This is a genomic window from Methylomonas sp. BG-2 (assembly GCF_057766305.1).
Genome location: NZ_JBYMAP010000049.1, coordinates 1 through 22,707, shown reverse-complemented (window position 1 = coordinate 22,707; position 22,707 = coordinate 1). Strand labels below are relative to the sequence as shown.

Below are 22,707 nucleotides of genomic sequence, written 5' to 3'. Positions count from 1 at the left end.
AAATGAGCTGCTGGGTGTAACCACGCGAAGCATGTGCATAGCCGGACATATTGTTCCGGTTGCCAATTTGCCTTACACCATGGTCAGTGATGCTGCGACGCATCTGGCAAAGGGTCAACCTTTCGCAGCATGTTATTGGGATACACCGCAAGGCCGGGTCTTTGGTCTTAGGTCAACCGATGACGGCTTAGACGTATCCGAAATCGCCAAACAATACGGTGGCGGTGGCCATCGAAACGCGGCTGGCTTTCGTGTCAGTTTTGCTCAGGCGCAGATGCTTGAAATCTGAAGATGTCTGACCCCATCGACATCCAGGAAGTCCGCAACTGGCGCGAGTTCGAAAAAGAGCTGGCCGTTCTCGGCGAGCAAATCCGCCAGCAGATCGAGCTGGAGTGCGAGGCGTTTGCCACCGATCCGGCGGCGAGCAAGGAACGACGGGAACGCGCCTGGCACGACTACGGCTATTTCTGCAAAACCTATTTTCCGCACTACGTCCCCACGCCGCATTTCAGCCAGTTTCACGAGTTTATCTTCCTGCGCTTTCCGCAAGTGATCGACGGCGCTGCCGACGGCCGCGAGGTGCATCAAGCGCCGCGCGGCGAGGCCAAATCGACTTACGAAACCCAGCTCGGTTCGCTGTGGTGCATCGTCACCGGCCGCAAGCACATGATCGGCATCATCATGAACACCGAGGAACAGGCGGCGGAGATGCTGGAGAGCATCAAGGCCGAGCTGGATACCAATCCGCGGCTGATGATGGACTTTCCGGAGGCGTGCGGACGCGGTCGGGTGTGGCAGGCGACCACGGCCATAACCGCCAACAACATCAAGATTCGCATCGGCGGTACCGGCAAGAAAATCCGGGGTATGAAGCACGGCCCGCACCGGCCCGACCTGATCTTCCTGGACGACTTGGAGAACGACGAGAACGTCAAGGACAAAGGCCAGCGCGATAAGGTGCAGAAGTATGTACTCAGCGCTGTGCTGGGTTTGGCCGGACCGGGCGGCGGCATGGATGTGTTTTGGGTCGGTACCAGTTTGCATTACGACGCGGCGATCAACCGCGTCAGCCGCGCGCCGGGCTGGCGGCGCAAGGTGTTCCGCTCGATTTTGAAATGGCCGGATCGGATGGACCTTTGGGACCAGTGGGAAGCGTTGTACACCCGTAGCGGTGACGATGACGAAAAGGAACGGTTCGAAGCCGAGGCGTTGGCGTTTTATCAAAAGAACAAAGCCGCTATGGATGCCGGCGCGGTGTGCAGTTGGCCGGAAGTGCGGCCGCTGTACCGATTAATGTGCATGCGAGCCATCAATCACGACGCTTTCAGTCAGGAGCAGCAAAACGAGGCCGGCAACGACGAAAACGCGCCGTTTAAGGACATTCAGTTTTGGGTGAACCGGCTGTCTGACTGGGTGTTTTTCGGCTCGATAGACCCGTCGCTTGGGAAAAAAGGCACGGTCAAAGGCGACCCGTCGGCGATTCTTGTAGGCGGTTTGGATCGTAAAAAGATGGTGCTGGATGTGGTGGAGGCTGACATCTGCAAGCGGGTTCCTGAGTTAATCATTACCAGAGCGATTGACTATCAGATTGAGTATCACTGCCTGGCGTGGGCAGTTGAAACTGTGCAGTTTCAATTTTTTCTGCATACACAGTTAATAAAAGAGGCGGCGCTCCGTTCTATTGCGTTTCCGGGCGTTCCGGTGCAACCGGATACTGACAAAGCGCTGCGGATTATCAGTTTGCAGCCACACGTTAATAATGGCCTGATTCGGTTGCATCGGAATCAGTCAACCATGACAGAGCAATTGAAGTTCTGGCCGGAAGCCGACCACGACGACGGCCCGGACGCGCTGGAAATGCTGTGGCAAATCGCCAAACAGTTTGGCGGCGAGTGGGATTACACGCCGGCAGGCAGCAGTCGCGGCCAGCGGCGCTCGACCAGCCGGGGGAATAATGATTATGACGAGGATTGGGATGATGACTGATGAAGCATTGGATTTAAGCGAGTTCACCGAAGACGAACAGCGCCGAATATTGAATGGCTTGGAAAAATTGAAAGCCGAAGTATTGGATGAGCGAGAGCAATCCAGAATTCAAATGATCCAACGCTGCAACAGGATCACGGTATTGCGGATTGCAGCTGATTTCATGGAGTGGTTATACACGCATGGAATGGGAGCGACGTTTTCCACCTTCATCAACGATTTTGGTTATGACTCAACCAATGCATCGCTTGTATATAAATATGTCCAGGACCTGTTTAGGATAGTCTCGCAACTTGAATATCCATCAATAGCGTCTTTCTCCGATGTCGATTATCCGAAACCGCCGTATGTAGTGGAGGCCGAGGATGATTAAACAAGAAAGAAGACCGACCGAAGTTGCCGCGATTAAAGTTATCTCAGAATTTCTAGCGGAGATATTCGACGGCATTGTTCCGCCATTCCGTCTGATCGAAGATGGCTCTGAAGACTCGGCGGAAGGTAAGTGCGGCTGGGCTTTTTGGGTTTTAGAAGACGATTCGACGTCGTATGTACATGAGGACCTGTCAATCGAATGGTACGGCACCGAGTGGTTTGATGGATGCGATGAGGATATGGCCAATGATTAAACAAGCCAAAGCCGCCCTGGCCGCGCTTGCGGGCGTCAGCAAGAAAGGTCTGCAAGTGTTGCAAGCCGGCGCTCGCTCCACGCAAAGCACGCCGATGAATTACAACAGCGTCAACACGCTGGACCCGACCCGGCTGGCGACTGCGTTCGCCCAGGCCGACCAAGGCTATATTACCGATCAGGCCACGCTGTTCGAATTGGTCGAAGAGCAGGACTCGCATATTTTCTCGGAGCTGGCCAAGCGCCGCCGCGCGGTGACTGGGTTGAATTGGGACTTGCATCCGAAAGACGACGCCACCCAGGCGGAGATCGACCGGGCTAAAGAGCTGAAAGACATGCTGTGTCAGATCCCGCGCTTTGAAGATGCGCAGTACGATTTGACCGATGCGATCGGCAAAGGCTTGGCGGCTTTGGAGATCGAATGGCGGACCGGCGCGGAGTGGGTGCCGGCGGCGCTGCATTGGGTGCCACAGCGCGAGCTGCAGATCGACATCAAGACCGGCGCGCTGATGTATCGGCGTATGGGTATGCCGGAACCGTTGCGCGACTGGGGTTGGGTGATTCACGAGCACCGGGCCAAGTCGGGATACATCGAGCAGGCGCCGCTGTTCCGGGTGCTGGCCTGGACTTACGCCTACAAGGCCTACAACGTGCGCGACATGCAGCGCTTCCTGGAAGTGTACGGCATGCCGTTGCGCTTGGGTAAGTTTCCGGCCGGCATCGGTGATAAAGAGAAAGCCCAGCTGCTAAAGGCGGTGCGCAATATCGGCAACGACGGCGCCGGCATCGTGCCCAGCACCATGACTATCGAGTTCGTCACGCAAAGCTCGACCGGCAACGTCACCGATTTTTTAAATGCCATCCAATACTGGGAGCGCAAGCAATCGATGGCGATCCTGGGCGGCACGTTGACCAGCCAGGCAGACGGCAAGACCAGTACCAATGCGCTGGGGGCGATTCATGACAAGGTGAGACGTGAAATCATGCTGCACGACGTGCGGCAGATCGACCCGACCATCAACCGCGATATCGTCCGGCCGATTGCCTTGTTGAACGGCATGTTTGCCGAAGACCGCATGCCGGAAGCGCGGCACGATACCTCGGACGAAGTCGATCAAAAGGCGATGGCCGAGGTGCTGGATCTGGCGGCGGCGATGGGCATGGAGATTGACGTGGATTGGGCGCATAAGGCGTTGCAGATCCCGAAAGCCGGCAAGGACGCGAAGATTTTGACGGTGTCCGGCAAATCGCCCGCGCCGACCCAAGCCGGGGCGGCATTAACCCGGCCTGTCGTGAGCCCCTCGGCTACGCTCGGGACAGGCGTAGTCGAACGGCTGGCAGCGCTGGCCAGGCAACAACAAGACGGCGATATCGTCGGCAATTACAGCCAGCAGCTGGCGGCGCTGTGCATGCCGCATGAAGAGGCAGCGATTCAGCAGATTGCGGCGGTGGTCGCGGCGGCGGGGTCGTTTGATGACGCGATCGCGGGCATCGAGGCGTTAAATCTGGACAGTAAAGCCTGGGCGGGATCATTGCAGCTGGGGATGGCGGCGGCGCATTTGGCCGGGCGCGGCGATATCGGTACCGGCGAATGAGTACGGTGCATATCGAGATTAAACAGGCGACGGTTCGGCGGTTTGCCGACGGGTTGAGCTACGGCAACGGCGACCCGTTTAATTTGGTATGCACGCTGGATTTTATCGGCCGTGGCGAAGTGCAGATGGGCGCCGATTTAGCGTGGCCGGGCCATCCGATTACGCGCGCGGATCTACGCGAATTGCGCCGGCAGTTGGTCGACGATTACCGAGCCAAGCGGCTGTATTGCTGGCGGGTTAAGGGCGCCGCGCCGCCGTTTCGCGGCCGAATCGTGAGAGAGGATGGGCCGCTGGTGTATTGGGAGATGCCGATTGAAGCCTGAAAAGCTGCCGTTTAAAGAGGCGATTGACTTTTATAAGACAAAAATCCAGCTGCCAACCGCCAGTTGGACCGATATTTGGGAACAACAGCATAGCCACGCCTTTGTGGTGGCCGGTGCGGCGCACGATGCCTTGGTTGAAGATTTCTATAACGCGATTTTCGACGCCAAGCAAAACGGCGGCGGTTATGAGGATTTTCGCGGGCGGTTTGATGAGATCGTGGCTAAGCATGGCTGGTCGTACAACGGTTCGGCGGGCTGGCGGAGCAAGGTGATCTACGACACCAATATCAATCAGTCGTACAACGCCGGGCGATGGCAGCAAATACAGGCTGTCAAACACTTGCGGCCTTATTTAGAGTATGACCATACCTCTATCGAGCATCCGCGCCTGGAGCATAAGTTCTGGGATGGGCTGATTTTTTCGGTTGATGATCCAGTAGTTGACGTCATTTCACCGCAGAACGGTTGGGGCTGCAAATGTCGCTGGAATTCGTTATCGCAATGGGAGGCGGAGCAGTTGTGGTCAGCGAAGGGCATGTCCGGGCCTGACAACTTGGTACTCGAATGGGAGACCAAGACAGTCGGCAGCAAAGGTGCGTCGCCGCGCACTGTGCGGGTGCCGAAAGGGATCGACCCCGGCTTTGCGTATAACCCCGGCAAGGCCTATCTGGGACCGCTGACGGTGCCGCCGTTGACGGGTTACGACGCGGTTTTGAAACAGCGCGATAAACCGTGGCCGACCGGATTTAAGGTGCCGGAGATGCCGAAGCCGACCAAGGTGTCACCGAACATTTTGCTGCCGGCCGATATCGCGCCGGAGGTGGCGGTGGTGGAGTTTTTGTCGATCTTTGGGGCGACGATGGAGCAAGGGGCGGCGTTTACCGATGCTGCAGGTACTACGCTTGCCGTGACCAGGGCGTTATTTGAGGATGGGAAAGGCGATTTTAAGTGGTTGGCTGATGCCGATAAGGAACACCGGTTGCAGTATCTCAACTTGCTGGCCATGTCGCTGGTCGAGCCCGATGAAATCTGGTGGTATTGGGAGCAGGATCGCGGGGAAAAAGGTCGTTGGCGGCTAAAACGACGCTATCTGCGTGCGTTCGAACTGGATGGATCTGGGGAATTCGGCGTGGGTATTTTTGAATGGGCCAGTACCGGCTGGAAAGGCGCGACGGTGTTTATGGCATCGCACAAAACCGAGAAAGCCAGGCTGGGTTATTTCGATAAACAACGTCACGGCAGGTTGTTGTTTAAGAAATAAAAAACGCGGCCTTGTTAGGGGTCGCGTTTTGTGGATCGGATATTGGGCAGTAGCGCGCGGAGGCGCAGTCTGACCGATTCACACCTTTATTATATAGGCGGCGGTGGATTATGCAATTTGAGATCGAGTTCGACATTAGCCATTTGGAACATATTCTGGAAGTGGCCAGGCGCGAAATTGCATCGCCGGATGAAATGCTGGGCAGCATCGGCGAGTCGTTGTTGCGGGTTAACCGGCGCCGACATGAAAAAGGCGTCGATCCGGATGGCAAGGAGTGGAAGCCGCTGTCGGCGATGACGCTGGCCGAGGGTAAGCGCAAGGGTGGGCCGTTGAAAAAAACCGGGCGGATGGTGGCCAGTCTGAATTATCAGGTGTCCGCGAATACGTTGATTTTGGGTTTCGACGGGGCGAGGGATGCCAAGCTGGCGGCGATTCACCACGGCGGTACCGATCCCTATGTGATTCGGCCGCGAAATAAGCAAGCGTTGGCGTTTGGGGGAATTGTGCGGCGGCGGGTGAATCATCCAGGCTTACCCAAGCGGGAGTTGCTGGGCTTCCCGGAAAGCGATAGGAATCTGGTGGAGCATGTCACGATCGATCATCTCACCCGGGTTTTACACCGGGTTCGATGATCGTTTGAAGGGGATTTAATCGGCGTATTCGATGATTTCACAATGAATAACGAAGCCGGTTAGATATGGCATGCCTTTCGGTATGCCGTATTCTTTCGCGGTCATTTTACTGATCTTCCAAGTCATCCATTGGTCGACGGCGGCGGCGATTGCATCGGTTAGGTCGGGCTTTATTAAAAGATGGTTTAGGACGGTATCGCCAAATTGGCGGCCGTACCGGCTGTCTAAAAAGGGCTGGATGGTTTCGAATGGCTGATGGGTGGCATCGGCGATTTTTTTGACTGCTATGGGCCATGCGGCGGCCGGGTCGGTATGACCATCTAAAGTGCCCCAAAAGCCCCATACGATATTTTGTGTTTGAGGGATGATTTGCGTCATTGTTTATCTCCGTCGGTAGGTTGTGTTGACGGTATTGACGCTCTGTTGCGGCAGGTTTTCAAGCGAAAACCTGGGGAAAATACCCTTATTACGCGATTAATTTATGCCGATATTCTCGGGATATTTCCTACAATTGAGCCCAATTTTGTCCGGAATTCAAGATTTTTGATGTTTCGGTGAGAATCTAGTGTTTTCGCGGGTTTCCGGGCGAATTTGGGTTAGTTGACCTGTCCCATTTCCACCCCCTCCCTACTAGCGCATGCGTACATGCCGACTCAATGCGCCCCTGCCAGTTTTCTTTCTGGGCGTCTCGGCGTAGTAATTGGGCGGCTTTCAGACGGCTGGCAAAGTGGCGTTTGTCTTCAAGACTGCGTTGTAAAAACGTCACGGTGGACGGGCCGACCGATTGCGCCCAGGTCTGCAATCCTTCCAGCGTCCCTTCGCGAAACAATCGGTGGTTGGGCGGCATATGCTCATCCAAGGTGGTTCGACCGGGACCGAGTTTTCGTGTGTGCGATGCAATTAATCGGCGTTGGTAGTAGACATGGAGAAACTCGTCGTTGGCTCGAATATCAACCTGTTGGTGAGCATAGGTATACAACACCGAATAGTGGTGTTGCTCGTATTCAACGTGATAGCTTTCGTCCACTCTGACCTGATAGCGCCATTGACTGTAAGGATAAGGATCATGGCGTAGCCCTTGTAAGACCGGCGCATCCAAATCGAAAAAGCGCTGAAAACGGCTATTCGGATACGTCCGGGTGGTACGTTCGTTGAGCTTTTCCATCCAGTAACGAATCGTAGTATTCAAGTCGTCCAGACTGAAGAACACTTGATCGCGCAACCGGGCCAACACCCAACGCTGCACGATTTGCACGCCGATTTCGCCCAGTGATTTATCCTTAGGTTTGCGCGGTCTAGCCGGTCTTATGATGAAATCGTAATGTTCGGCAAATTCCTGGTACGCCGAATTCAGCAATAATCCCTGCTTATTGTTCTTCAGCACGGCAGATTTTAGATTGTCCGGTACGATGTAACGCGGAACACCGCCGATGTGTTCCAACATCAAGGCGTGAGCCTTAAGCCAGTCGGCGATTTTCTGAGACGCGATGGCTGTGGCGAACAAATATCCGGAAGCGCCCAGTGCCCCAACAAATACCTGGGCGAACCAAATGTCCCCGGTTGTGGCGTCACGAATCGGCATGGTACGTCCGCAAAAGTCGACGAAAATATATTCGCCTGGAAAATAGATTTGCCGCAGACTGATCTTGCAACTGCGTTTCCAGGTTCGGTAACGGCGGCAATATTGCTCATAAGACAATCCATCGGTATTGCGTTGACGATATTCCTCCCAAAGCAATTGCAAGGTCATATCCCGTTTGTATAATTCGGAATGTACCTGAATCCAGTCCGGTACAGGTTTTCGAGAATCGCCTGGCTTTTTATCGCCGAACAGCGTTTGGTAAAGTTTGCCATCATCCAGGGCCTGGAGATCCGCCCAACTCAATTGTTTGTTGACCAATTGGGCGTGAACCGCTTTAGCGGTATTGGGAGCAATGTGGCAGGTGCGCCCAATGGTTCGCAACGAGAGGTCTGGGTCCGCCAAGAGCCGAATCACTTGGCGTAAAGTGGTTATGGATATTTTCATTGTCTTTCCTAGCGACGGGGCGCACGAAATCCTTCGCCCGTCGCGATGTATTTAAAAAAAGGCATAGGAACAGACAGCCGACTTGACGCCGGCCTGGATTAGATCGACAATGAAATCGTCATGAGTGGTTGAATTTCTTGACGGTTTCTTGAAAAGCCCGAGGTTGCCGCCTTGGGCTTTTTTCGTTCTAAGTCTGCGAATTTAATGCGACTAGTCAGTTACGTCATTTGATGTCTCCAGGTCTTTATTTGTTTGCGGGATCGATAAGCGCTGCTCGGCCAGCCAACGGGCGACATCCTGCGTCAACGCAAAACGGCCGCGCCGGCCTTCAATTTCAAACTCCACCACCGGTATCCGCTGCCGTAACCTGGCTTGGCGGTATGCCGCCGGGTTGGTAAATCCCAACAGCTTCCACAGGTCTCGACTCGCCAACAGCGGGCCGTACAGACGAGTCAATGTGTCCTGCAATTCCTGTACTAAAGGCTCGATTGGCTCGGGTTGTGTCATGTCACGTTCGGTAGCAATTTTTGATGTGCCATAGGGTAACTGATGTACGCTATCCGCGAAACAGGAGAGATTGAGCAAACTTTTACCCTAAAATGGCAACAATAAGTCAATTAAAACAATCATGTATCAATTTTCGCCTCGACGACGCGAAAAAAGCGATACTTCAACCAATTGCCGATAATCCCTACAATCGTCGTTTGATCAACCGTCTGAGAACGCAGTATTGGTATATCGGTCTTCAGCAGAAAGCCCAATTAGCCACCGCCTACCAACTGGAAAAGCACTTCGAGCCCCAGGATAAGACCAAGGATGGCATACCGTTACCTGCAAAAAACAAGTGGAGTAAATACCAAGCCGGTAAACACAAGCCCGGCGCCGCGTTGATTGCCTTGGTGGATGCCAAGGCACCGGGCTCCGCCCGAGACATCAATCATCCGCTCTGGGAAGTGCTACGTCTGGGCAATCGGGTGCTACCGAAAATCGATCATTGGCTGGAAAAGTTGGAGCCGCAGGTGCAAGCGATTGTGTATCGATCCGCGAAAGACGGCGGTATTTGCGCCGCTAAGCGCCGCCAACCTTACTCGTCGTCAGTAAGTCGCCGGTTGCTCAAATTGGCGAGCCTCGATACGTTGTCGGCCTTAGTGCTGTATTGGCGTGAGTCCAAGCAACAGGACGATCATGTCCACAACCGCCAGCTAGCCCAAGACATTTACCGAATGTTACTGATGATGGGGAGGAGTTTCCTATCACGCCGGATTGGAGAAGAATTGTATGTGGTGTTTGTGGCGCAAATCTTTTGCCAAACCGATTGGGGAGATAGGCGGTTCTTGGTCAACTCCGTTCATTACCTTTGGGCTATCGAATTGCTGAATACCGCCCTCTATCAAGTGCCGGCATTAAAACCTTTCGCCTCGTGGGCCAATCGTCGCCGAGCTATGTACCTATTGTTGCAAGGCCAATACGGGTTTGACGTGCCGCTTGGCTTGGGTGTAGTACTCGCACCCAATTGGCAATACGGACCACCGACCGAACAACAATGGAAAACCTGGCAATCGGATTTCATGAAATGGCAATGGGGTTGGATACATCTGTGCCAAGAAACCAAAAGCTCCTATGGTGAGGATTGGCTTTGGAAGGCGTTGGAGAAGGAAATTCAGAGTGGGCGATGACCGACTAACGGTTGGACTGCGCCTGTGACGATATGACGCAGTTCAGATGTTAGGTCGTAAACTATACTCCGTCGCGGGCTAAGCTCGTTGCCCGCAAACTGAAGTACATTTTGGAGTTATTTTTTAGGAGTGTAATGGTATGCTTACAAAATCAATTGGCAGGAAAATTCTTCTCAGTTTAGGCTTAATGGCACTGATGCAGCCTGTAGTGGCTCAGACAGGGTCTGTGGCGGCCACCGTTCAGCTTATACCGGCATCAGAAATTATGTCAGCTCCAATGGGAGCACCATCTGACCCTGTTGAAAGTTTAGGTATTGTCCCACTTGCCACCGGTGGCGCTTGGGCAAATAGCGCCGGAGGTCCGACGCTATATTATGATATAGCCGCCTTTATATTTTTAAATATAAAGGCGGTTTTTAGAATCATCATGTAAATTTTAAATATTGGCTATATTTATCAAGGCCCGTTTTTAATTGGTAATCTTCCGGCAAATTTTTATTAAACTGCATAATCTTGTTAAATATATCCGCGTCACTAGCTCCACTGCCTTTCATTTCAGTATAAATCTGAATTCGCTGGCCCCTAATTTTATCTGCTTCATTTTCAAAGCTCTTGACGTGTTGAGCATATGCGGACATGGCCGATGTGTCACTTAGGCTAGGCAAATCATTTAAATCTACAAGCTCAAAATCTCTAGAGTATGTATATACGTTAGCCATCTCCTTTGCAAATTCTGGGTCACTATTTACTCGATCAAAGATGAGCTTAACGCCATCTGATGTTGTGGCATTTGAGTCGTTTAAAGCCTTATATGCGGAGCCACTTATTTGTACGCTATCACCGCTACTCGCAGTATTACCAGCGATGATATTGTTGGCTGAGTTAGATTGATAATTGCGGGCAACGGATGAGGTGCCGTAAGTCGGGTGCGTATTCGATGTCGTATTTACAAACATGCTCTATCTCCTTATTAAACGGTAATTCAAACATTCAAAATCAGTTTTTAAATTGTAAGCATAATTTGTGCCAGCGAATTTTGACAGTTTTATGGCGTTCTGATGGCCTTTTCGGTATCGGCTTGCCGCTACTCGAAGCTAGCACCAATAATAAGCGGCAATATTTTGCCGCCGTTACGTACAGCTTTAAGTGGCTGATTTCTCCAGATTCTTATGTGCAAGTTGGTTCAATTAGTGTGCAGCACGTAACACACAAGCCGCGCAACTCACATGACCTTGGGTGTGCAAGTGGAAGGTTTTTTCGCAAACAGCCAAGGGAAACAATACAGATGATGATCGAGGCCATAACATTCACGATAGCTTTACTGGGGATTACGTTAGTCGCAATCCTCGCCAGAATGATATACAGGGCGGACAAGGATCGCAGGTTAAGTCAACATCGATCAAAAAACGCCAGTGTTGCCGACTTGTTGATTTATGCCGCCGAAGTCGACGACGGCATTATTGTCGGGAAAGATGGATCATTTTTAGCCGGCTGGCTTTATACGAGCGATGATAACGATAGCTCAACGGAAGCGCACCGCGAATCAATATCAGCTAGGTTAAATCAGGCCATATCCAGACTAGGTAGTGGCTGGATGATCCATGTCGATGCCGTGCGTCGTCCTGCGCCTTCATATTCGGAACGCGGCTTATCGGCCTTTCCTGATCGGATTACCGCAGCTATTGACGAAGAGCGACGGAAGCTATTCGAAGGGCTAAGCACCATGTACGAAGGGTACTTCGTCGTGACATTGACGTATCTTCCTCCTGTACTCGCTGAGCGTAAGTTTATTGAACTGATGTTCGACGATGACGCAAAAAAACCGGACGCCAAGGCATACACAACCGACCTAATCGAACACTTTAAACGCGAATGCCATAACATAGAAACGCGATTGTCGGCGGCGGTCAATCTGCGCCGTCTTAAAGGACATGAAATTGTCAATGAAGATGGGACAACAGTCATTCATGACGATCTATTGCGCTGGTTGCAATTCTGCATTACTGGGAAAAATCACCCGGTCCAACTGCCGACAAATCCTATGTATCTCGACTGCTTAATTGGTGGTGAGGATTTACTAGCCGGTGTAATCCCCAAGATCGGTCGAAAGTACATCCAGGTTGTGGCAATTGAAGGATTCCCACTTGAATCGACGCCAGGGATGCTTACCGCTCTTGGTGAGTTACCAATCGAATACCGCTGGTCGTCACGGTTCATTTTCATGGACCCGCATGAGGCAATCAGTCATTTGGAAAAATTCCGTAAAAAGTGGAGGCAAAAAGTCCGCGGTTTCATTGATCAAGTGTTCAATCTTAATACGGGCCCAATTGATGAAGACGCACAAAATATGGTGGACGATGCACAAGCGGCGTTAGCCGAAGTCAACAGCGGCATAGTAGCCCAAGGCTATTACACCAGCGTTGTAGTGTTGATGGACGAGAATAGAAAACTTGTACAGGAACTGGCCCAACAAGTAGAGAAGGCTATCAACAGACTAGGGTTTGTCGCCAGAATCGAAACCATCAACGCAATGGAGGCCTATTTAGGTAGTTTGCCTGGTCACGGCGTCGAGAATGTTCGCCGCCCGCTATTGAACACCATGAATCTGGCAGACCTGCTGCCAATTAGCACGATCTGGACCGGGCGCGAATATGCACCATGCCCAATGTATCCGGCTCTTTCACCACCGATTATGCATTGTGTAACACAGGGCTCAACACCATTTAGGCTTAATCTCCATGTTGGTGATGTCGGGCATACCTTCATGTTCGGAAGAACCGGTGCCGGTAAGTCTACCCATCTCGCCATACTCGCCGCACAGTTACGCCGCTATCAAGGGATGCACATTTTTGCATTCGACAAAGGGATGTCTTTGTACCCATTAACAGAAGCAATACATGCAACGAGTGGCGGACATAGCGGCAAACATTTCACAGTCGCCGCCGACGACGAAAAACTGGCCTTTTGCCCTTTGCAATATCTGAAAACCAAAAGTGATCGTGCATGGGCTATGGAATGGATCAATATCATTCTGGCGTTAAATGGCTTGAATACATCGCCAGCTCAACGAAATGAAATAGGTAATGCCATCATCAATATGCATAACAGCGGCGCTAGAACATTATCCGAATTCACGGTCACTATTCAAGACGAGGCTATTCGTGAAGCGCTCAAACAATACACGATTGATGGCGCAATGGGGCATTTACTGGATGCGGAAGAAGACGGGCTAGAACTAACCGATTTCACGGTTTTTGAAATTGAAGAGTTAATGAACCTCGGGGATCGATATGCGCTTCCAGTGTTGTTATATCTCTTTAGGCGCATCGAACGATCATTAACCGGCCAACCAACTGCAATTATTTTGGACGAGGCATGGGTAATGCTTGGCCATACGGTATTTCGCGAAAAAATTAGAGAGTGGCTAAAGGTACTGCGGAAAGCGAATTGTTTCGTTCTGATGGCAACTCAAAATTTATCGGACGCCGCGAATTCGGGCATCCTCGACGTAATTATCGAATCAACTGCGTCGAAAATCTTCTTGCCAAACATATACGCCAGGGAGGAAGACGCAACCGCACTATATCGTCGTATGGGGCTTAACTCCAGGCAAATTGAGTTGTTGGCGACGGCCATCCCCAAACGACATTACTACTACGTCTCCGAAGAAGGCTGCCGTCTCTACGATCTTGCGTTAGGCCCACTCGCTTTGGCGTTTGTAGGTTCATCGGATAAAGACTCTGTAGCAGCTATTAAAAAACTCAAATCGACTCATGGGCATGAATGGGTTGATGAATGGCTCGGTAGAAAGGGGTTAAGCATTGAAGATTACTTGGAGAAAGCAGCATGATTTTTAAAAGAAAAGACCCTAAAGCGGATCCCAGAAAGCGCCCGGAAGTTCTGGTTGGTGGTCGCAGAGCTGGAGAAAACGAAAATCCTTATTTGTCGGCAAGACGAACATGGAAAGATCACACTCAAGGTGTGATAGCTACACGGCAGGCCTGGCAAATAATGGGGATTTTGTCCTTGTTAGTGGCGTTAACCGGAGTTGGCGGAATGATCCATATCGGTCAGCTATCGAAATTTGTGCCTTATGTCATACAGGTAGACAAACTAGGACAAACCGCCGCTGTCGCCAGAGCCGACCGTGCATCACCAGTGGATGGGCGAGTAGTTGCATCTGCCGTATCAGCCTTTATCTCGAATTCTCGAATAGTCACCATAGACATCGCGCTACAACGAAAAGCCGTTATGGATGTTTACGCAATGTTAGCTCCTGGGGATCCATCGCTACAAAAAATGACTGAATGGTTGAATGGCACCGAAGAGTCTAGTCCGTTTAAACGCGCGATAAAGGAAATGGTAAGCGTAGAAGTGGTGAATGTCCTTGCCCAAACCCCAGACACATGGGAGGTCGATTGGATTGAAACGACCCGCGACCGGCAGGGTGTCGTTACCGGCAAACCTGCATTCATGAGGGCATTAGTCACCATTAAAGTCGTTGAGCCAACACCGGCCACAAGCGAAGAGCAAATCCGTAAAAACCCAATCGGTATTTACGTGAAAGACTTTTCTTGGTCCAGACAACAACAGTTTTAACCGAACGAGGGAATTCTATGAAAAAGCAATTTAGAGCAATGCTAAAGATAGCAATGGCGCTATTTGTAATGCAGTCCGCCGAGGCCGAGCCGGATATGGCGGATATGTACTTTGCAACGAAAAACCCAACATTAACCAAGCAAGAAAAACAGGCGATTGCGATAGCGGAAAAGTGGAAAGCGAGTAGTGCAACCGGTATGGCACCAACCAGCGGACAAAACGGTACGATCACTTTTCTTTATGGCGCTCAACAACCAAGTATCGTCTGTGCAGTTCTCCAGGTGTGCGACTTATCGTTGCAGCCTGGCGAACAAGTAAACGGGATAAATCTCGGTGACACCGCAAGATGGACCATTGAACCCGCGATAGAAGGTAGCGGTTCGAACGAAGTACAACATCTGATTATCAAGCCACATGATGTTGGGTTGGAAACATCGCTATCGGTGACAACCAATCGCCGGGCCTATAACTTGCAGCTACGATCACACCGCACACAGTACATGCCCAAAGTGGCTTTTACTTATCCCGAGGATGCGATGGCGAAATGGAATGCAATCGTCCATAAAGAACATAAAGAACGCCAAGAAAAGACCATTCCTCAAACCGGCGAGTATTTAGGGGATCTGAGCTTCGATTATGAAATCGAACCTAATGGCCCAATTTCATGGACTCCAGTTCGCGTTTATCACGATAAGCAAAAAACCATAATTCAAATGCCGGAAACAATGGCCCAAACCGAAGCACCGACATTGCTTGTTGTGCGCAGGGAAGGGGGGGTGTTCGAGGACGATGAAACCGTGATGGTGAATTATCGGGTACAGGGCGACCGTTACATTGTCGACACTGTATTCGATAGAGCAATCATGATTGCAGGTGTTGGTTCAAATCAAGACACCGTAACCATTCAACGGGTGAAATAACATGATCAGGATATTAGCGTTCGTCATCAGTATTGCCGGACTGTTTGGATGCGCAACTGAACGATTCGGCAATTTCGAATCCAATGCGCCTTCTGGGCTTCATGAAGGCATTGCGACCGATACCATTCAGCAGCTGGAAAAGGTCTATCCACCTGCTCAAACTCAATTCAATTTCGGCCAAGTGGTTCCAAAATCCGACCGATTTGGCATGTTGTTGCTGGAATCGCTGAGAGCAAAAGGCTATGCAGTGAAGGAATATAGCCCGAAATCAACTGCCACCGGCGCTGGACTGAGATTCCAGTACGTCATTGACAGGCCATCTAATACGCCAGATTTGTATCGTCTTAAGCTCAAGATCGACGACGTTACGTTGACTCATGCTTATGAGGCAAAGAATAACACCGCCTTGTCAGCAGGCGCATGGGCAAAAATGGAGTAAAGCAATGGAACGTACAGCAGATACCGTCAATGAAGATTATATGTCGCCGGAAATGTCACCGGATGAGCCAGAAGCCGGTCACGGCGTTCGCCGGGTCAATAACTTGCCAGTGCTTATTCTGGGCGTCGCCATCTCAATATTTTTGATCATAATGGTCCTTGTTGCAGCCGACCGGGCAAACCAGCAGAACAAACCCGATATAGCAGATCGGCAGAAAGGCGGGAACGCCAATATGTTGGCAAAGGAAATAGTCGGCAATAATCTGGGAGGCATTATTCCCCCTGAAACTAAACCGCAACCAGAGCCGCAAGCGGAACCTACACCGCCAGTCAAAATTGTTCGGGCCGATATGCCGCCTACACCCCCAGCCGCCGCGCCCAATAGAGCCCGGACCCCGGAAGAGGATGCAGCCGCACGTATTGCCGCAATGAAGCGTCAACAATTTGAAGATGCAATTAAGGCAAAAACGATGGTAACGGCAGTTTCCCCGCGTAGCGCCGGCTCACCTCCAACCGTCGTTTCAGCATCACAAGTTCAGACAACAAGCCGAGACGGAGTACTCGCGAAGCTGGCGGCGGTCAGAGAGCAAATGACGGACGCAGACCCGATGACCGCATATAAGAAACGACTTTCGGCATTGCAAGAGTCTGGAATTATGGAAGCAGGTGGGGAAGGCGGGATTGGCAGCAATGAACTATCGCCGCAACTCGTTAGTTCCGAAGGCACGGGTGACAAAAACAACATCAATCAATTCGGGAAATCAGGATCAAGCGATAGATGGCGACTGGACTCATTACCAGAAGCGCCCAGAACGCCATTCGAACTGAGAGCCGGTTTCATTATCCCTGGAACGTTAATTTCTGGGATCAATTCCGAGTTACCTGGGCAGATTATGGCCCAAGTTTCACAGGACGTGTTTGATACGGCAACCGGAAAATATTTATTGGTTCCGCAAGGCTCCAGATTGGTTGGTGTTTATTCAAGCGAAGTGGAATACGGTCAATCGCGTGTTCTTGTTGCATGGCAACGTATCGTCTTCCCCGATGGCAAGGCGATGAATATTGGCGCAATGCCTGGGGCCGATAGCGCGGGATATGCAGGATTCACGGACCAAGTAAATCATCACTTTGTTCGTATATTTGGTTCCGCACTGCTGATGTCGGCGATTACTGCCGGAATTACTTATAACCAGCAGCAGAACCAGCAAAACAACGGATACACGGCCCCTAATGCCAACAGTGCGATGAGTAATGCACTCGGACAACAACTAGGCCGTGTGACCTCCCAAATGATCGCGAAAAACATGAATATCGCGCCGACTCTGGAAATAAGACCCGGCTATCGATTCAACATTATCGTTACGAAAGATCTAACGCTAACCAAACCGTATCAAGCATTCGACTATTAAGGTTCACACCATAGGAGTAAGTTATGAAAAACAACAGCATTTTAGCCGCTAAAAAATTGATGTTAGGCTTGGTGATCGCTACAGCAATGTTCGCACCAACGATTTCACGTGCGGGCGTTCCAGTAATTGACGGCACAAATCTGACGCAAAACGTTATGACTGCCGTTGAAGAAGTCGCTCAGACATTGAAGCAAGTGCAGGAATATGCCACTCAACTGGAACAGTATTCAACGCAGTTGCAGCAATACGAAAATATGCTGCAAAACACTGCATCTCCAGTGGTCAATATCTGGGATAGAGCGACCGCAACAATGGGAAGACTTCGCGGAACCATTGATACCGTCACTGGTTATAAAGACAGGTTCGGAAACCTAGATAACTATTTGTCAAAGTTTAAAGACATCAACACTTATAGAGGCTCAGCATGTTTTAACGGCGAGGCCTGCACGGAAGCCGATTTAGCCGACTTACGCGATTCTGTTCACCTTGGTTCTGAGGCGCAACAAACAGCAAACAAAGCCGCAATCGAAGGCCTGGATAGCCAACAAACCGCTTTGGAGGCCGATGCCGCAACGCTTGAAGATCTTCAAGCGGCGGCACAAGGTGCCGATGGTCAAGTCAAGGCAATCGGTTATACCAATCAGCTCGCCAGCCAACAGGCCAATCAGCTTCTGCAAATTCGCGGGTTGTTGATTGCGCAACAAAACGCCGACATAACCCGAAATCAGGCTCTTGCAAATAAGGAAGCACAACAACAAGCGGCATCAGACAAGGCCCACGTTGTGCCGTATGCATACGGCGATAATGCAGGCTGGAGCATCAGGTAACTCCACATGTCCATTAAATATATCCTGGTGGTGATACTGATCGTGTCCGCGATTGCAACAACCGTAAGCAACTGGGACGGTCTTTTTAATCGCGGCGATGACATTTTGCCGGTCGCGGAGGAAGCGGAATCAGACACTGACACTGACACTGATGGCGAAGAGTTTGTTGTCAATGAAATAAATTGTCGACATGAAAATCTTGCTCGCATTGTGAATGAGAAAAAGCGGCGTCGACTAGCGTCGGCTTGTGCTCGCCGGGTGACGTTCGGTGCTGCCAACAATCGAAATTGGACGATCAAATGAATAAACAAATGTTATTGATTGCTACCATCCTGATAGCGTTATCTACTGACGCCTTAGCGGCAATAGATGGGCCGAACATTATGGATGATGTTCAAGGACGATTCGCCGCAGCAGCAGCCGGATGGGCCGACGCCATAACTGCGAGAGCAACCTGGCTATTCTGGGTATTGGCCTTAATTTCTATGGTATGGACACATGGCTTTTTATTATTAAGAAAGGCCGATATTGGCGAGTTCTATGCCGAATTCCTTCGGTTCACGATCACCACAGGGTTCTTCTGGTGGTTGTTGAGTAACGGTCCTGCAATGGCGACCGGCATATTTGCATCAATGCAAACGCTAGGGTCAAATGCGGCCGGCCTCGGAGTGGTAACACCGTCTGGCATTATTGATGCTGGATTCCAGGTGTTTGGCAAAGCAATTACAGCATCCTCCATCTGGGAACCAGTCGAGGGCGCTGCGCTGATTATCATGGGAGCGGTCGTACTGGTAATAATGGCCCTGATTGCTACGAATATGCTTGTGCTCTTTATTAGCGGCTGGATCCTTGCTTATGCCGGTGTGATTTATCTGGGCTTCGGCGGTGGCCGCTGGACTACGGACATGGCAATTGGCTTTTACAAAACGGTACTGAACGTCGCCATACAATTGATGGCAATGATTCTGATTGTCGGGATTGGGCAAGCCTTTATCAATGATTATGTCGCGGCAATGGAGGCCGATATGACCTACGCGGATATGGGCTCGTTTCTAGTCGCATCAGTGGTTTTATTGTTATTGGTCAACAAAGTGCCGCCAATGCTAGGGCAAGTCGCATTCGGTGGCGGAACTGGGGCACTAGGGCACGGATTTGGAGCTGGTTCAGCAATGGCGGCGGCGGCTACTGCCGGAGCCGCCATCGGCGTTGCTGGCGGGGCGATTGCCGCTGGAGCAACGAATATCGGAGGGGGTATTCAAGCCATTATGGCGGCGTCCAATAAAGCAGCGGAATTCGCCGGAAGTGGTGGGTCGGATTCAGCATCAAGGATGACCGCCGACTATCTACAAGGCGGCCAGAGCAATAGCGATTCATCATCCTCAAAAACGACGACACCGCTTGGTGAAGCAATGGGGGGAAGCAGTACGTCCAGCCGGGACAGCAACCCCAAATATGGCCCTTCAATGATAAAAAATCTGGCGACTGGTATTGGCGAAGTCGCAAAACAGAAAATCAGGGACAGAACCAGTAATACGTTCGGCGGCCAAGTCGCATCCGCAATTAGCAATAGCGGGCAAACAACACCCTCATTTGGTGGAGATAGCTTATCTGGATCCGATGAGGCAGTTGATCCAGCCGAAGAAGTCGCTGCATTCACTAACGGTAACAATAGCGGTAACGCGCAATCAGCATAACAGGTGAAAAATCATGAAAACGTTAAAACTTTGCATTATTGCAATCAGCATATTTTCAGCGTTAGTGTTTTCTCAACCGAAAACAGCTCGCGCGAATTTCTTAAACCAATGTCCGAGACAATAATATGCCCGCTATAGACATTCCTCCACAAAAACAAGAGCAGGTTGTTTGCGCGATTACTGCGGCAGAGAAATTTGATATACCAGCGAATATTGTGCTGGCTGTTGCCGAGAAAGAAGGCGGAAAACCGGGGCAATGGGTCAGGAATACAAATGGCACTTACGATGTAGGCCCGATGCAATTCAATACGTCCTACTTAAATCAACTGGCAAAGTACGGCATTACGCCAGAGGATGTAGCAAGCGCCGGATGCTACCCATACGATCTAGCTGCATGGCGGTTAGCTGTTCATATCAAAGACGATAAGGGTGACTTGTGGACCAAAGTCGCAAATTATCATTCAAGAACGCCTTATTACAATGGGATATACAAGGCGGATTTGATGGTACGAGCCAACAAGTGGGCCGATTGGCTAGATGTGGTTCTAAAGGGTGGAACTTTAGAGGTCCATCAAGCAAGGAAGACGGAGCCGGCACCCGCTCAGAGTCAACAGAATATCTTAACGGCGCAGTATCAAAGGCCGATGCAAATGCAGACGGCCACAACTTACATCCCTCGCAAAATTATGGTTAGCGCCGACTAACTGTCTCATTTTAGCCGCTAAAAAAGGAAGAATAGAATGAACTATCCACGTGTAGTTGTGGCAGATGGCACCATTGAAGCCATCAAGTGGTTTTCACTGATCCTTATGATTATCGATCACACCAACAAATATTTATATAAGGGCGGCATTCCTGTTTTATTCAACATGGGCCGCTTAGCGATGCCGTTATTTGTTCTGGTTCTCGCGTATAACCTTGCAAGGCCAATGGCGTTCGAGCGTGGCGTACATATCCGGATTATTAAGCGATTGGCGTTGTGTGGATCGTTGGCAACCCCGGCCTTCCTTGCTTTGGGGGGATTACTGGCCGGATGGTGGCCGTTAAACTTTATGTTTGCGTTGTTGGTTCTCACGCTCACCATTTATTTAATCGAGCATCAAACGATCACTGGCTACCTAGCTGCGGCGGTAGTGTTTTTACTTGGTGGCTCAGTGGTCGAATATTGGTGGCCTGGTCTTATTCTTGGCTTATCGGCGTGGTGGTATTGTAAAACGCCACGGCTTGCCCCGGTAATTATTGCAACTATATCCATTCTGTCATTACGTCTAATCAGTGGCAATTACTGGGCCCTGGCGGTATTACCGGTTGCATTGATAGCTTGTTTAGTGCGATTGCCCGTTCCGCGTGTCCAATGGGCGTTCTATGCCTTTTACCCATTGCACCTAACCGCTCTGTGGATCATTTCCATGACAGACACAACTTTCACCAACCTATAAGGAAGTATTTATGACCATAAAGCGCCTAGTCATACTTGCGTCATTTATGACGTTCGCAAACGTCGCAAAAGCGCAAACATTCCATATTGAGCCGATTACCTCAAACACGGTAGCCGATGTCGGCATCATTGAAATGCCACGATCAAATACCGTAACAGTCTTATTTGATAATCGGAGCATTACTTTTCGTCCTAGCATTAACGATTCGTCGGTTTTGGACGACGCCAAGAATGCCGCATTGATAACGGTTCGAGGCCGGACCAGTACGCCAATCACGAGCGCTAAGGACGAGCAGCTTGCATTATCAAGGGCAGTATCCGCTAGAAATTACTTAATAGAGCGTGGCGTGTCTCCTTTGAAAATTCACGTGAATTACGCTTCCGGATCTGATTTTATCGCAGACAATTCAACACCCGAAGGGAGGCGTCAAAACCAGCGGGTGGAAATTGAACTGGTGTACGTCACACCGACAAGCAGTTACTCGTCAGTCACCCAATAGTAGGAAAGTACTTTGCCTACCCACAGTAACCTTGCCGGCACTTTTTGCGGTTTTACCAATCGCGCATTCAACCTTAAATTAAGCGATAATTGTTATTCTGTCCGTATGAACAATACGCCCCAGCAATGGTTTTTTACAATCAGAGAAATATATGGCAGCACTAGTAGAAGGCAAAGTAAAGTGGTTCAACGATGAAAAAGGCTTTGGTTTCATTGAACAAGCCGGCGGCAAAGATGTCTTTGTCCACTTTAGTGTGATCCAAGGCAGCGGTCGGAAAAGCCTGAAAGAAGGCCAGCGCGTGACCATGGAAGTGACCGCTGGGCCCAAAGGCCCACAAGCTGAAAACGTGACCCCTTTATAAGCATCTATTCATTGGCTAGCAAAGAGCGAAACCGGGCCCGATGTAAACGCTTGTTTTTATTATAAAATTAAGCGGTTAATTTCCATTATTTAACATAATCCGCGTTATGCGAAGTTACACACACACACACATTGTTAGTGCAACCGCGTTATGTCCTGTTTTAGTAACCTTGACATACCCGGTCGCAAACAGATTGGGTGACCGTAAGGATTCGTGCGAAAATGGGCATTAGCAGATAAACTCATGTGACGACACGTCTATGAAGCCTGGTTGCTTACGTTACGGGTCGAGGGTTCGCAAACGACCCAAGCCAGACTATCAACAGAAATAATGACAATTGTCTATTCCTAATCCGATTAGATTGAAAAACTTAAAAGCGCTGACGAGTGTTAGTAGA

At 50.6% G+C, this 22,707-nt stretch carries 26 protein-coding genes; 22 read left to right on the top strand and 4 right to left on the bottom strand.

The window, feature by feature from the left end; translation table 11 throughout:
* The 8 genes from AC3B8H_RS06850 to AC3B8H_RS06815 form a co-directional block, all read left to right on the top strand.
* The coding region (locus AC3B8H_RS06850; protein ID WP_488440857.1) for a DHHA1 domain-containing protein at positions 1-289 on the top strand (289 nt) is incomplete at its 5' end.
* Between the two features lie 2 nt (positions 290-291).
* Entirely contained in the window at positions 292-1,986 is a 1,695-nt protein-coding gene (gene terL / locus AC3B8H_RS06845) for a phage terminase large subunit (protein WP_488440856.1), read from the top strand.
* Positions 1,976-2,359, top strand: coding sequence for a hypothetical protein (locus AC3B8H_RS06840; protein WP_488440855.1), 384 nt, complete (start codon positions 1,976-1,978; stop codon positions 2,357-2,359). The genes terL and AC3B8H_RS06840 overlap by 11 nt, the downstream gene beginning before the upstream one ends.
* Complete coding sequence (locus AC3B8H_RS06835) at positions 2,352-2,612, top strand: hypothetical protein (RefSeq protein ID WP_488440854.1); 261 nt, start codon at positions 2,352-2,354, stop codon at positions 2,610-2,612. The genes AC3B8H_RS06840 and AC3B8H_RS06835 overlap by 8 nt, the downstream gene beginning before the upstream one ends.
* On the top strand, positions 2,605-4,206 hold the full coding sequence (locus AC3B8H_RS06830) for a DUF935 domain-containing protein (protein WP_488440853.1): 1,602 nt from the start codon (positions 2,605-2,607) through the stop codon (positions 4,204-4,206). Before AC3B8H_RS06835 ends, AC3B8H_RS06830 begins: the two co-directional genes overlap by 8 nt.
* Entirely contained in the window at positions 4,203-4,529 is a 327-nt protein-coding gene (locus AC3B8H_RS06825) for a hypothetical protein (RefSeq protein ID WP_488440852.1), read from the top strand. The genes AC3B8H_RS06830 and AC3B8H_RS06825 overlap by 4 nt, the downstream gene beginning before the upstream one ends.
* Positions 4,519-5,790 (top strand): PBECR2 nuclease fold domain-containing protein, encoded by a 1,272-nt coding sequence (locus tag AC3B8H_RS06820; protein WP_488440851.1) that lies wholly within the window; start codon positions 4,519-4,521, stop codon positions 5,788-5,790. The genes AC3B8H_RS06825 and AC3B8H_RS06820 overlap by 11 nt, the downstream gene beginning before the upstream one ends.
* A gap of 110 nt (positions 5,791-5,900) precedes the next feature.
* On the top strand, positions 5,901-6,422 hold the full coding sequence (locus AC3B8H_RS06815; RefSeq protein WP_488440850.1) for a phage virion morphogenesis protein: 522 nt from the start codon (positions 5,901-5,903) through the stop codon (positions 6,420-6,422).
* Between the two features lie 15 nt (positions 6,423-6,437).
* On the opposite strand, the gene AC3B8H_RS06810 is transcribed toward AC3B8H_RS06815, so the two are convergent.
* From AC3B8H_RS06810 to AC3B8H_RS06800, 3 genes are all read right to left on the bottom strand, one after another.
* Positions 6,438-6,800 carry a hypothetical protein gene (locus tag AC3B8H_RS06810; RefSeq protein ID WP_488440849.1) on the bottom strand — a complete coding sequence of 121 codons (363 nt, stop codon included), beginning with the start codon at positions 6,798-6,800 and terminating at the stop codon, positions 6,438-6,440.
* 184 nt (positions 6,801-6,984) lie between these two features.
* On the bottom strand, positions 6,985-8,448 hold the full coding sequence (gene istA, locus AC3B8H_RS06805) for an IS21 family transposase (RefSeq protein WP_488440848.1): 1,464 nt from the start codon (positions 8,446-8,448) through the stop codon (positions 6,985-6,987).
* 210 nt (positions 8,449-8,658) lie between these two features.
* Positions 8,659-8,955 (bottom strand): hypothetical protein, encoded by a 297-nt coding sequence (locus tag AC3B8H_RS06800; protein ID WP_064029161.1) that lies wholly within the window; start codon positions 8,953-8,955, stop codon positions 8,659-8,661.
* A gap of 197 nt (positions 8,956-9,152) precedes the next feature.
* Between AC3B8H_RS06800 and AC3B8H_RS06795 the strand changes: the two genes are divergently transcribed.
* Together AC3B8H_RS06795 and AC3B8H_RS06790 are read left to right on the top strand one after the other, a co-directional pair.
* Entirely contained in the window at positions 9,153-10,124 is a 972-nt protein-coding gene (locus AC3B8H_RS06795; protein WP_427501741.1) for a hypothetical protein, read from the top strand.
* Between the two features lie 139 nt (positions 10,125-10,263).
* On the top strand, positions 10,264-10,557 hold the full coding sequence (locus AC3B8H_RS06790; protein ID WP_488440847.1) for a hypothetical protein: 294 nt from the start codon (positions 10,264-10,266) through the stop codon (positions 10,555-10,557).
* On the opposite strand, the gene AC3B8H_RS06785 is transcribed toward AC3B8H_RS06790, so the two are convergent.
* A complete protein-coding gene (locus AC3B8H_RS06785) occupies positions 10,550-11,080 on the bottom strand; it encodes a hypothetical protein (protein WP_427501739.1) in 531 nt (176 codons plus the stop codon). The genes AC3B8H_RS06790 and AC3B8H_RS06785 overlap by 8 nt on opposite strands.
* On the opposite strand from AC3B8H_RS06785, the gene AC3B8H_RS06780 reads away from it, so the two are divergent.
* From AC3B8H_RS06780 to AC3B8H_RS06725, 12 genes are all read left to right on the top strand, one after another.
* Positions 11,062-13,974, top strand: coding sequence for a VirB4 family type IV secretion/conjugal transfer ATPase (locus AC3B8H_RS06780; RefSeq protein WP_488440846.1), 2,913 nt, complete (start codon positions 11,062-11,064; stop codon positions 13,972-13,974). The genes AC3B8H_RS06785 and AC3B8H_RS06780 overlap by 19 nt on opposite strands.
* Entirely contained in the window at positions 13,971-14,723 is a 753-nt protein-coding gene (locus tag AC3B8H_RS06775; RefSeq protein ID WP_196433881.1) for a VirB8/TrbF family protein, read from the top strand. Before AC3B8H_RS06780 ends, AC3B8H_RS06775 begins: the two co-directional genes overlap by 4 nt.
* Before the next feature lie 17 nt (positions 14,724-14,740).
* Positions 14,741-15,643, top strand: coding sequence for a P-type conjugative transfer protein TrbG (gene trbG / locus AC3B8H_RS06770; RefSeq protein WP_196433880.1), 903 nt, complete (start codon positions 14,741-14,743; stop codon positions 15,641-15,643).
* A gap of 1 nt (position 15,644) precedes the next feature.
* Positions 15,645-16,082, top strand: coding sequence for a hypothetical protein (locus AC3B8H_RS06765; RefSeq protein WP_196433879.1), 438 nt, complete (start codon positions 15,645-15,647; stop codon positions 16,080-16,082).
* Between the two features lie 4 nt (positions 16,083-16,086).
* Positions 16,087-17,490, top strand: coding sequence for a TrbI/VirB10 family protein (locus AC3B8H_RS06760; protein ID WP_488440845.1), 1,404 nt, complete (start codon positions 16,087-16,089; stop codon positions 17,488-17,490).
* A gap of 23 nt (positions 17,491-17,513) precedes the next feature.
* Positions 17,514-18,317 carry a P-type conjugative transfer protein TrbJ gene (trbJ, locus tag AC3B8H_RS06755; protein WP_196433877.1) on the top strand — a complete coding sequence of 268 codons (804 nt, stop codon included), beginning with the start codon at positions 17,514-17,516 and terminating at the stop codon, positions 18,315-18,317.
* A 6-nt stretch (positions 18,318-18,323) separates the two neighbouring features.
* Positions 18,324-18,620: an entry exclusion lipoprotein TrbK gene (gene trbK, locus AC3B8H_RS06750; RefSeq protein ID WP_196433876.1), complete on the top strand. Its 297-nt coding sequence runs from the start codon at positions 18,324-18,326 to the stop codon at positions 18,618-18,620.
* Entirely contained in the window at positions 18,617-20,011 is a 1,395-nt protein-coding gene (gene trbL, locus AC3B8H_RS06745; RefSeq protein ID WP_196433875.1) for a P-type conjugative transfer protein TrbL, read from the top strand. The genes trbK and trbL overlap by 4 nt, the downstream gene beginning before the upstream one ends.
* A gap of 125 nt (positions 20,012-20,136) precedes the next feature.
* Positions 20,137-20,715 (top strand): lysozyme family protein, encoded by a 579-nt coding sequence (locus tag AC3B8H_RS06740; protein WP_196433874.1) that lies wholly within the window; start codon positions 20,137-20,139, stop codon positions 20,713-20,715.
* A gap of 36 nt (positions 20,716-20,751) precedes the next feature.
* Positions 20,752-21,450 carry a TraX family protein gene (locus AC3B8H_RS06735; protein ID WP_196433873.1) on the top strand — a complete coding sequence of 233 codons (699 nt, stop codon included), beginning with the start codon at positions 20,752-20,754 and terminating at the stop codon, positions 21,448-21,450.
* 10 nt (positions 21,451-21,460) lie between these two features.
* Positions 21,461-21,949 (top strand): OmpA family protein, encoded by a 489-nt coding sequence (locus tag AC3B8H_RS06730; protein ID WP_488440844.1) that lies wholly within the window; start codon positions 21,461-21,463, stop codon positions 21,947-21,949.
* Positions 21,950-22,100: 151 nt separating this feature from the next.
* The gene (locus tag AC3B8H_RS06725) at positions 22,101-22,310 is read left to right on the top strand and encodes a cold-shock protein (RefSeq protein ID WP_196433872.1); all 210 of its coding nucleotides are present in this window, start codon (positions 22,101-22,103) and stop codon (positions 22,308-22,310) included.
* Positions 22,311-22,707: the final 397 nt, after the last annotated feature.

Coding starts and splice junctions, on each gene's coding strand:
- terL (WP_488440856.1), top strand. CDS start 292: ATGTCTGACCCCATCGACATCCAGGAAGTCCGCAACTGGCGCGAGTTC.
- AC3B8H_RS06840 (WP_488440855.1), top strand. CDS start 1,976: ATGATGACTGATGAAGCATTGGATTTAAGCGAGTTCACCGAAGACGAA.
- AC3B8H_RS06835 (WP_488440854.1), top strand. CDS start 2,352: ATGATTAAACAAGAAAGAAGACCGACCGAAGTTGCCGCGATTAAAGTT.
- AC3B8H_RS06830 (WP_488440853.1), top strand. CDS start 2,605: ATGATTAAACAAGCCAAAGCCGCCCTGGCCGCGCTTGCGGGCGTCAGC.
- AC3B8H_RS06825 (WP_488440852.1), top strand. CDS start 4,203: ATGAGTACGGTGCATATCGAGATTAAACAGGCGACGGTTCGGCGGTTT.
- AC3B8H_RS06815 (WP_488440850.1), top strand. CDS start 5,901: ATGCAATTTGAGATCGAGTTCGACATTAGCCATTTGGAACATATTCTG.
- AC3B8H_RS06810 (WP_488440849.1), bottom strand. CDS start 6,800: ATGACGCAAATCATCCCTCAAACACAAAATATCGTATGGGGCTTTTGG.
- istA (WP_488440848.1), bottom strand. CDS start 8,448: ATGAAAATATCCATAACCACTTTACGCCAAGTGATTCGGCTCTTGGCG.
- AC3B8H_RS06800 (WP_064029161.1), bottom strand. CDS start 8,955: ATGACACAACCCGAGCCAATCGAGCCTTTAGTACAGGAATTGCAGGAC.
- AC3B8H_RS06790 (WP_488440847.1), top strand. CDS start 10,264: ATGCTTACAAAATCAATTGGCAGGAAAATTCTTCTCAGTTTAGGCTTA.
- AC3B8H_RS06780 (WP_488440846.1), top strand. CDS start 11,062: ATGTCGTATTTACAAACATGCTCTATCTCCTTATTAAACGGTAATTCA.
- AC3B8H_RS06785 (WP_427501739.1), bottom strand. CDS start 11,080: ATGTTTGTAAATACGACATCGAATACGCACCCGACTTACGGCACCTCA.
- AC3B8H_RS06775 (WP_196433881.1), top strand. CDS start 13,971: ATGATTTTTAAAAGAAAAGACCCTAAAGCGGATCCCAGAAAGCGCCCG.
- trbG (WP_196433880.1), top strand. CDS start 14,741: ATGAAAAAGCAATTTAGAGCAATGCTAAAGATAGCAATGGCGCTATTT.
- AC3B8H_RS06765 (WP_196433879.1), top strand. CDS start 15,645: ATGATCAGGATATTAGCGTTCGTCATCAGTATTGCCGGACTGTTTGGA.
- AC3B8H_RS06760 (WP_488440845.1), top strand. CDS start 16,087: ATGGAACGTACAGCAGATACCGTCAATGAAGATTATATGTCGCCGGAA.
- trbJ (WP_196433877.1), top strand. CDS start 17,514: ATGAAAAACAACAGCATTTTAGCCGCTAAAAAATTGATGTTAGGCTTG.
- trbK (WP_196433876.1), top strand. CDS start 18,324: ATGTCCATTAAATATATCCTGGTGGTGATACTGATCGTGTCCGCGATT.
- trbL (WP_196433875.1), top strand. CDS start 18,617: ATGAATAAACAAATGTTATTGATTGCTACCATCCTGATAGCGTTATCT.
- AC3B8H_RS06740 (WP_196433874.1), top strand. CDS start 20,137: ATGCCCGCTATAGACATTCCTCCACAAAAACAAGAGCAGGTTGTTTGC.
- AC3B8H_RS06735 (WP_196433873.1), top strand. CDS start 20,752: ATGAACTATCCACGTGTAGTTGTGGCAGATGGCACCATTGAAGCCATC.
- AC3B8H_RS06730 (WP_488440844.1), top strand. CDS start 21,461: ATGACCATAAAGCGCCTAGTCATACTTGCGTCATTTATGACGTTCGCA.
- AC3B8H_RS06725 (WP_196433872.1), top strand. CDS start 22,101: ATGGCAGCACTAGTAGAAGGCAAAGTAAAGTGGTTCAACGATGAAAAA.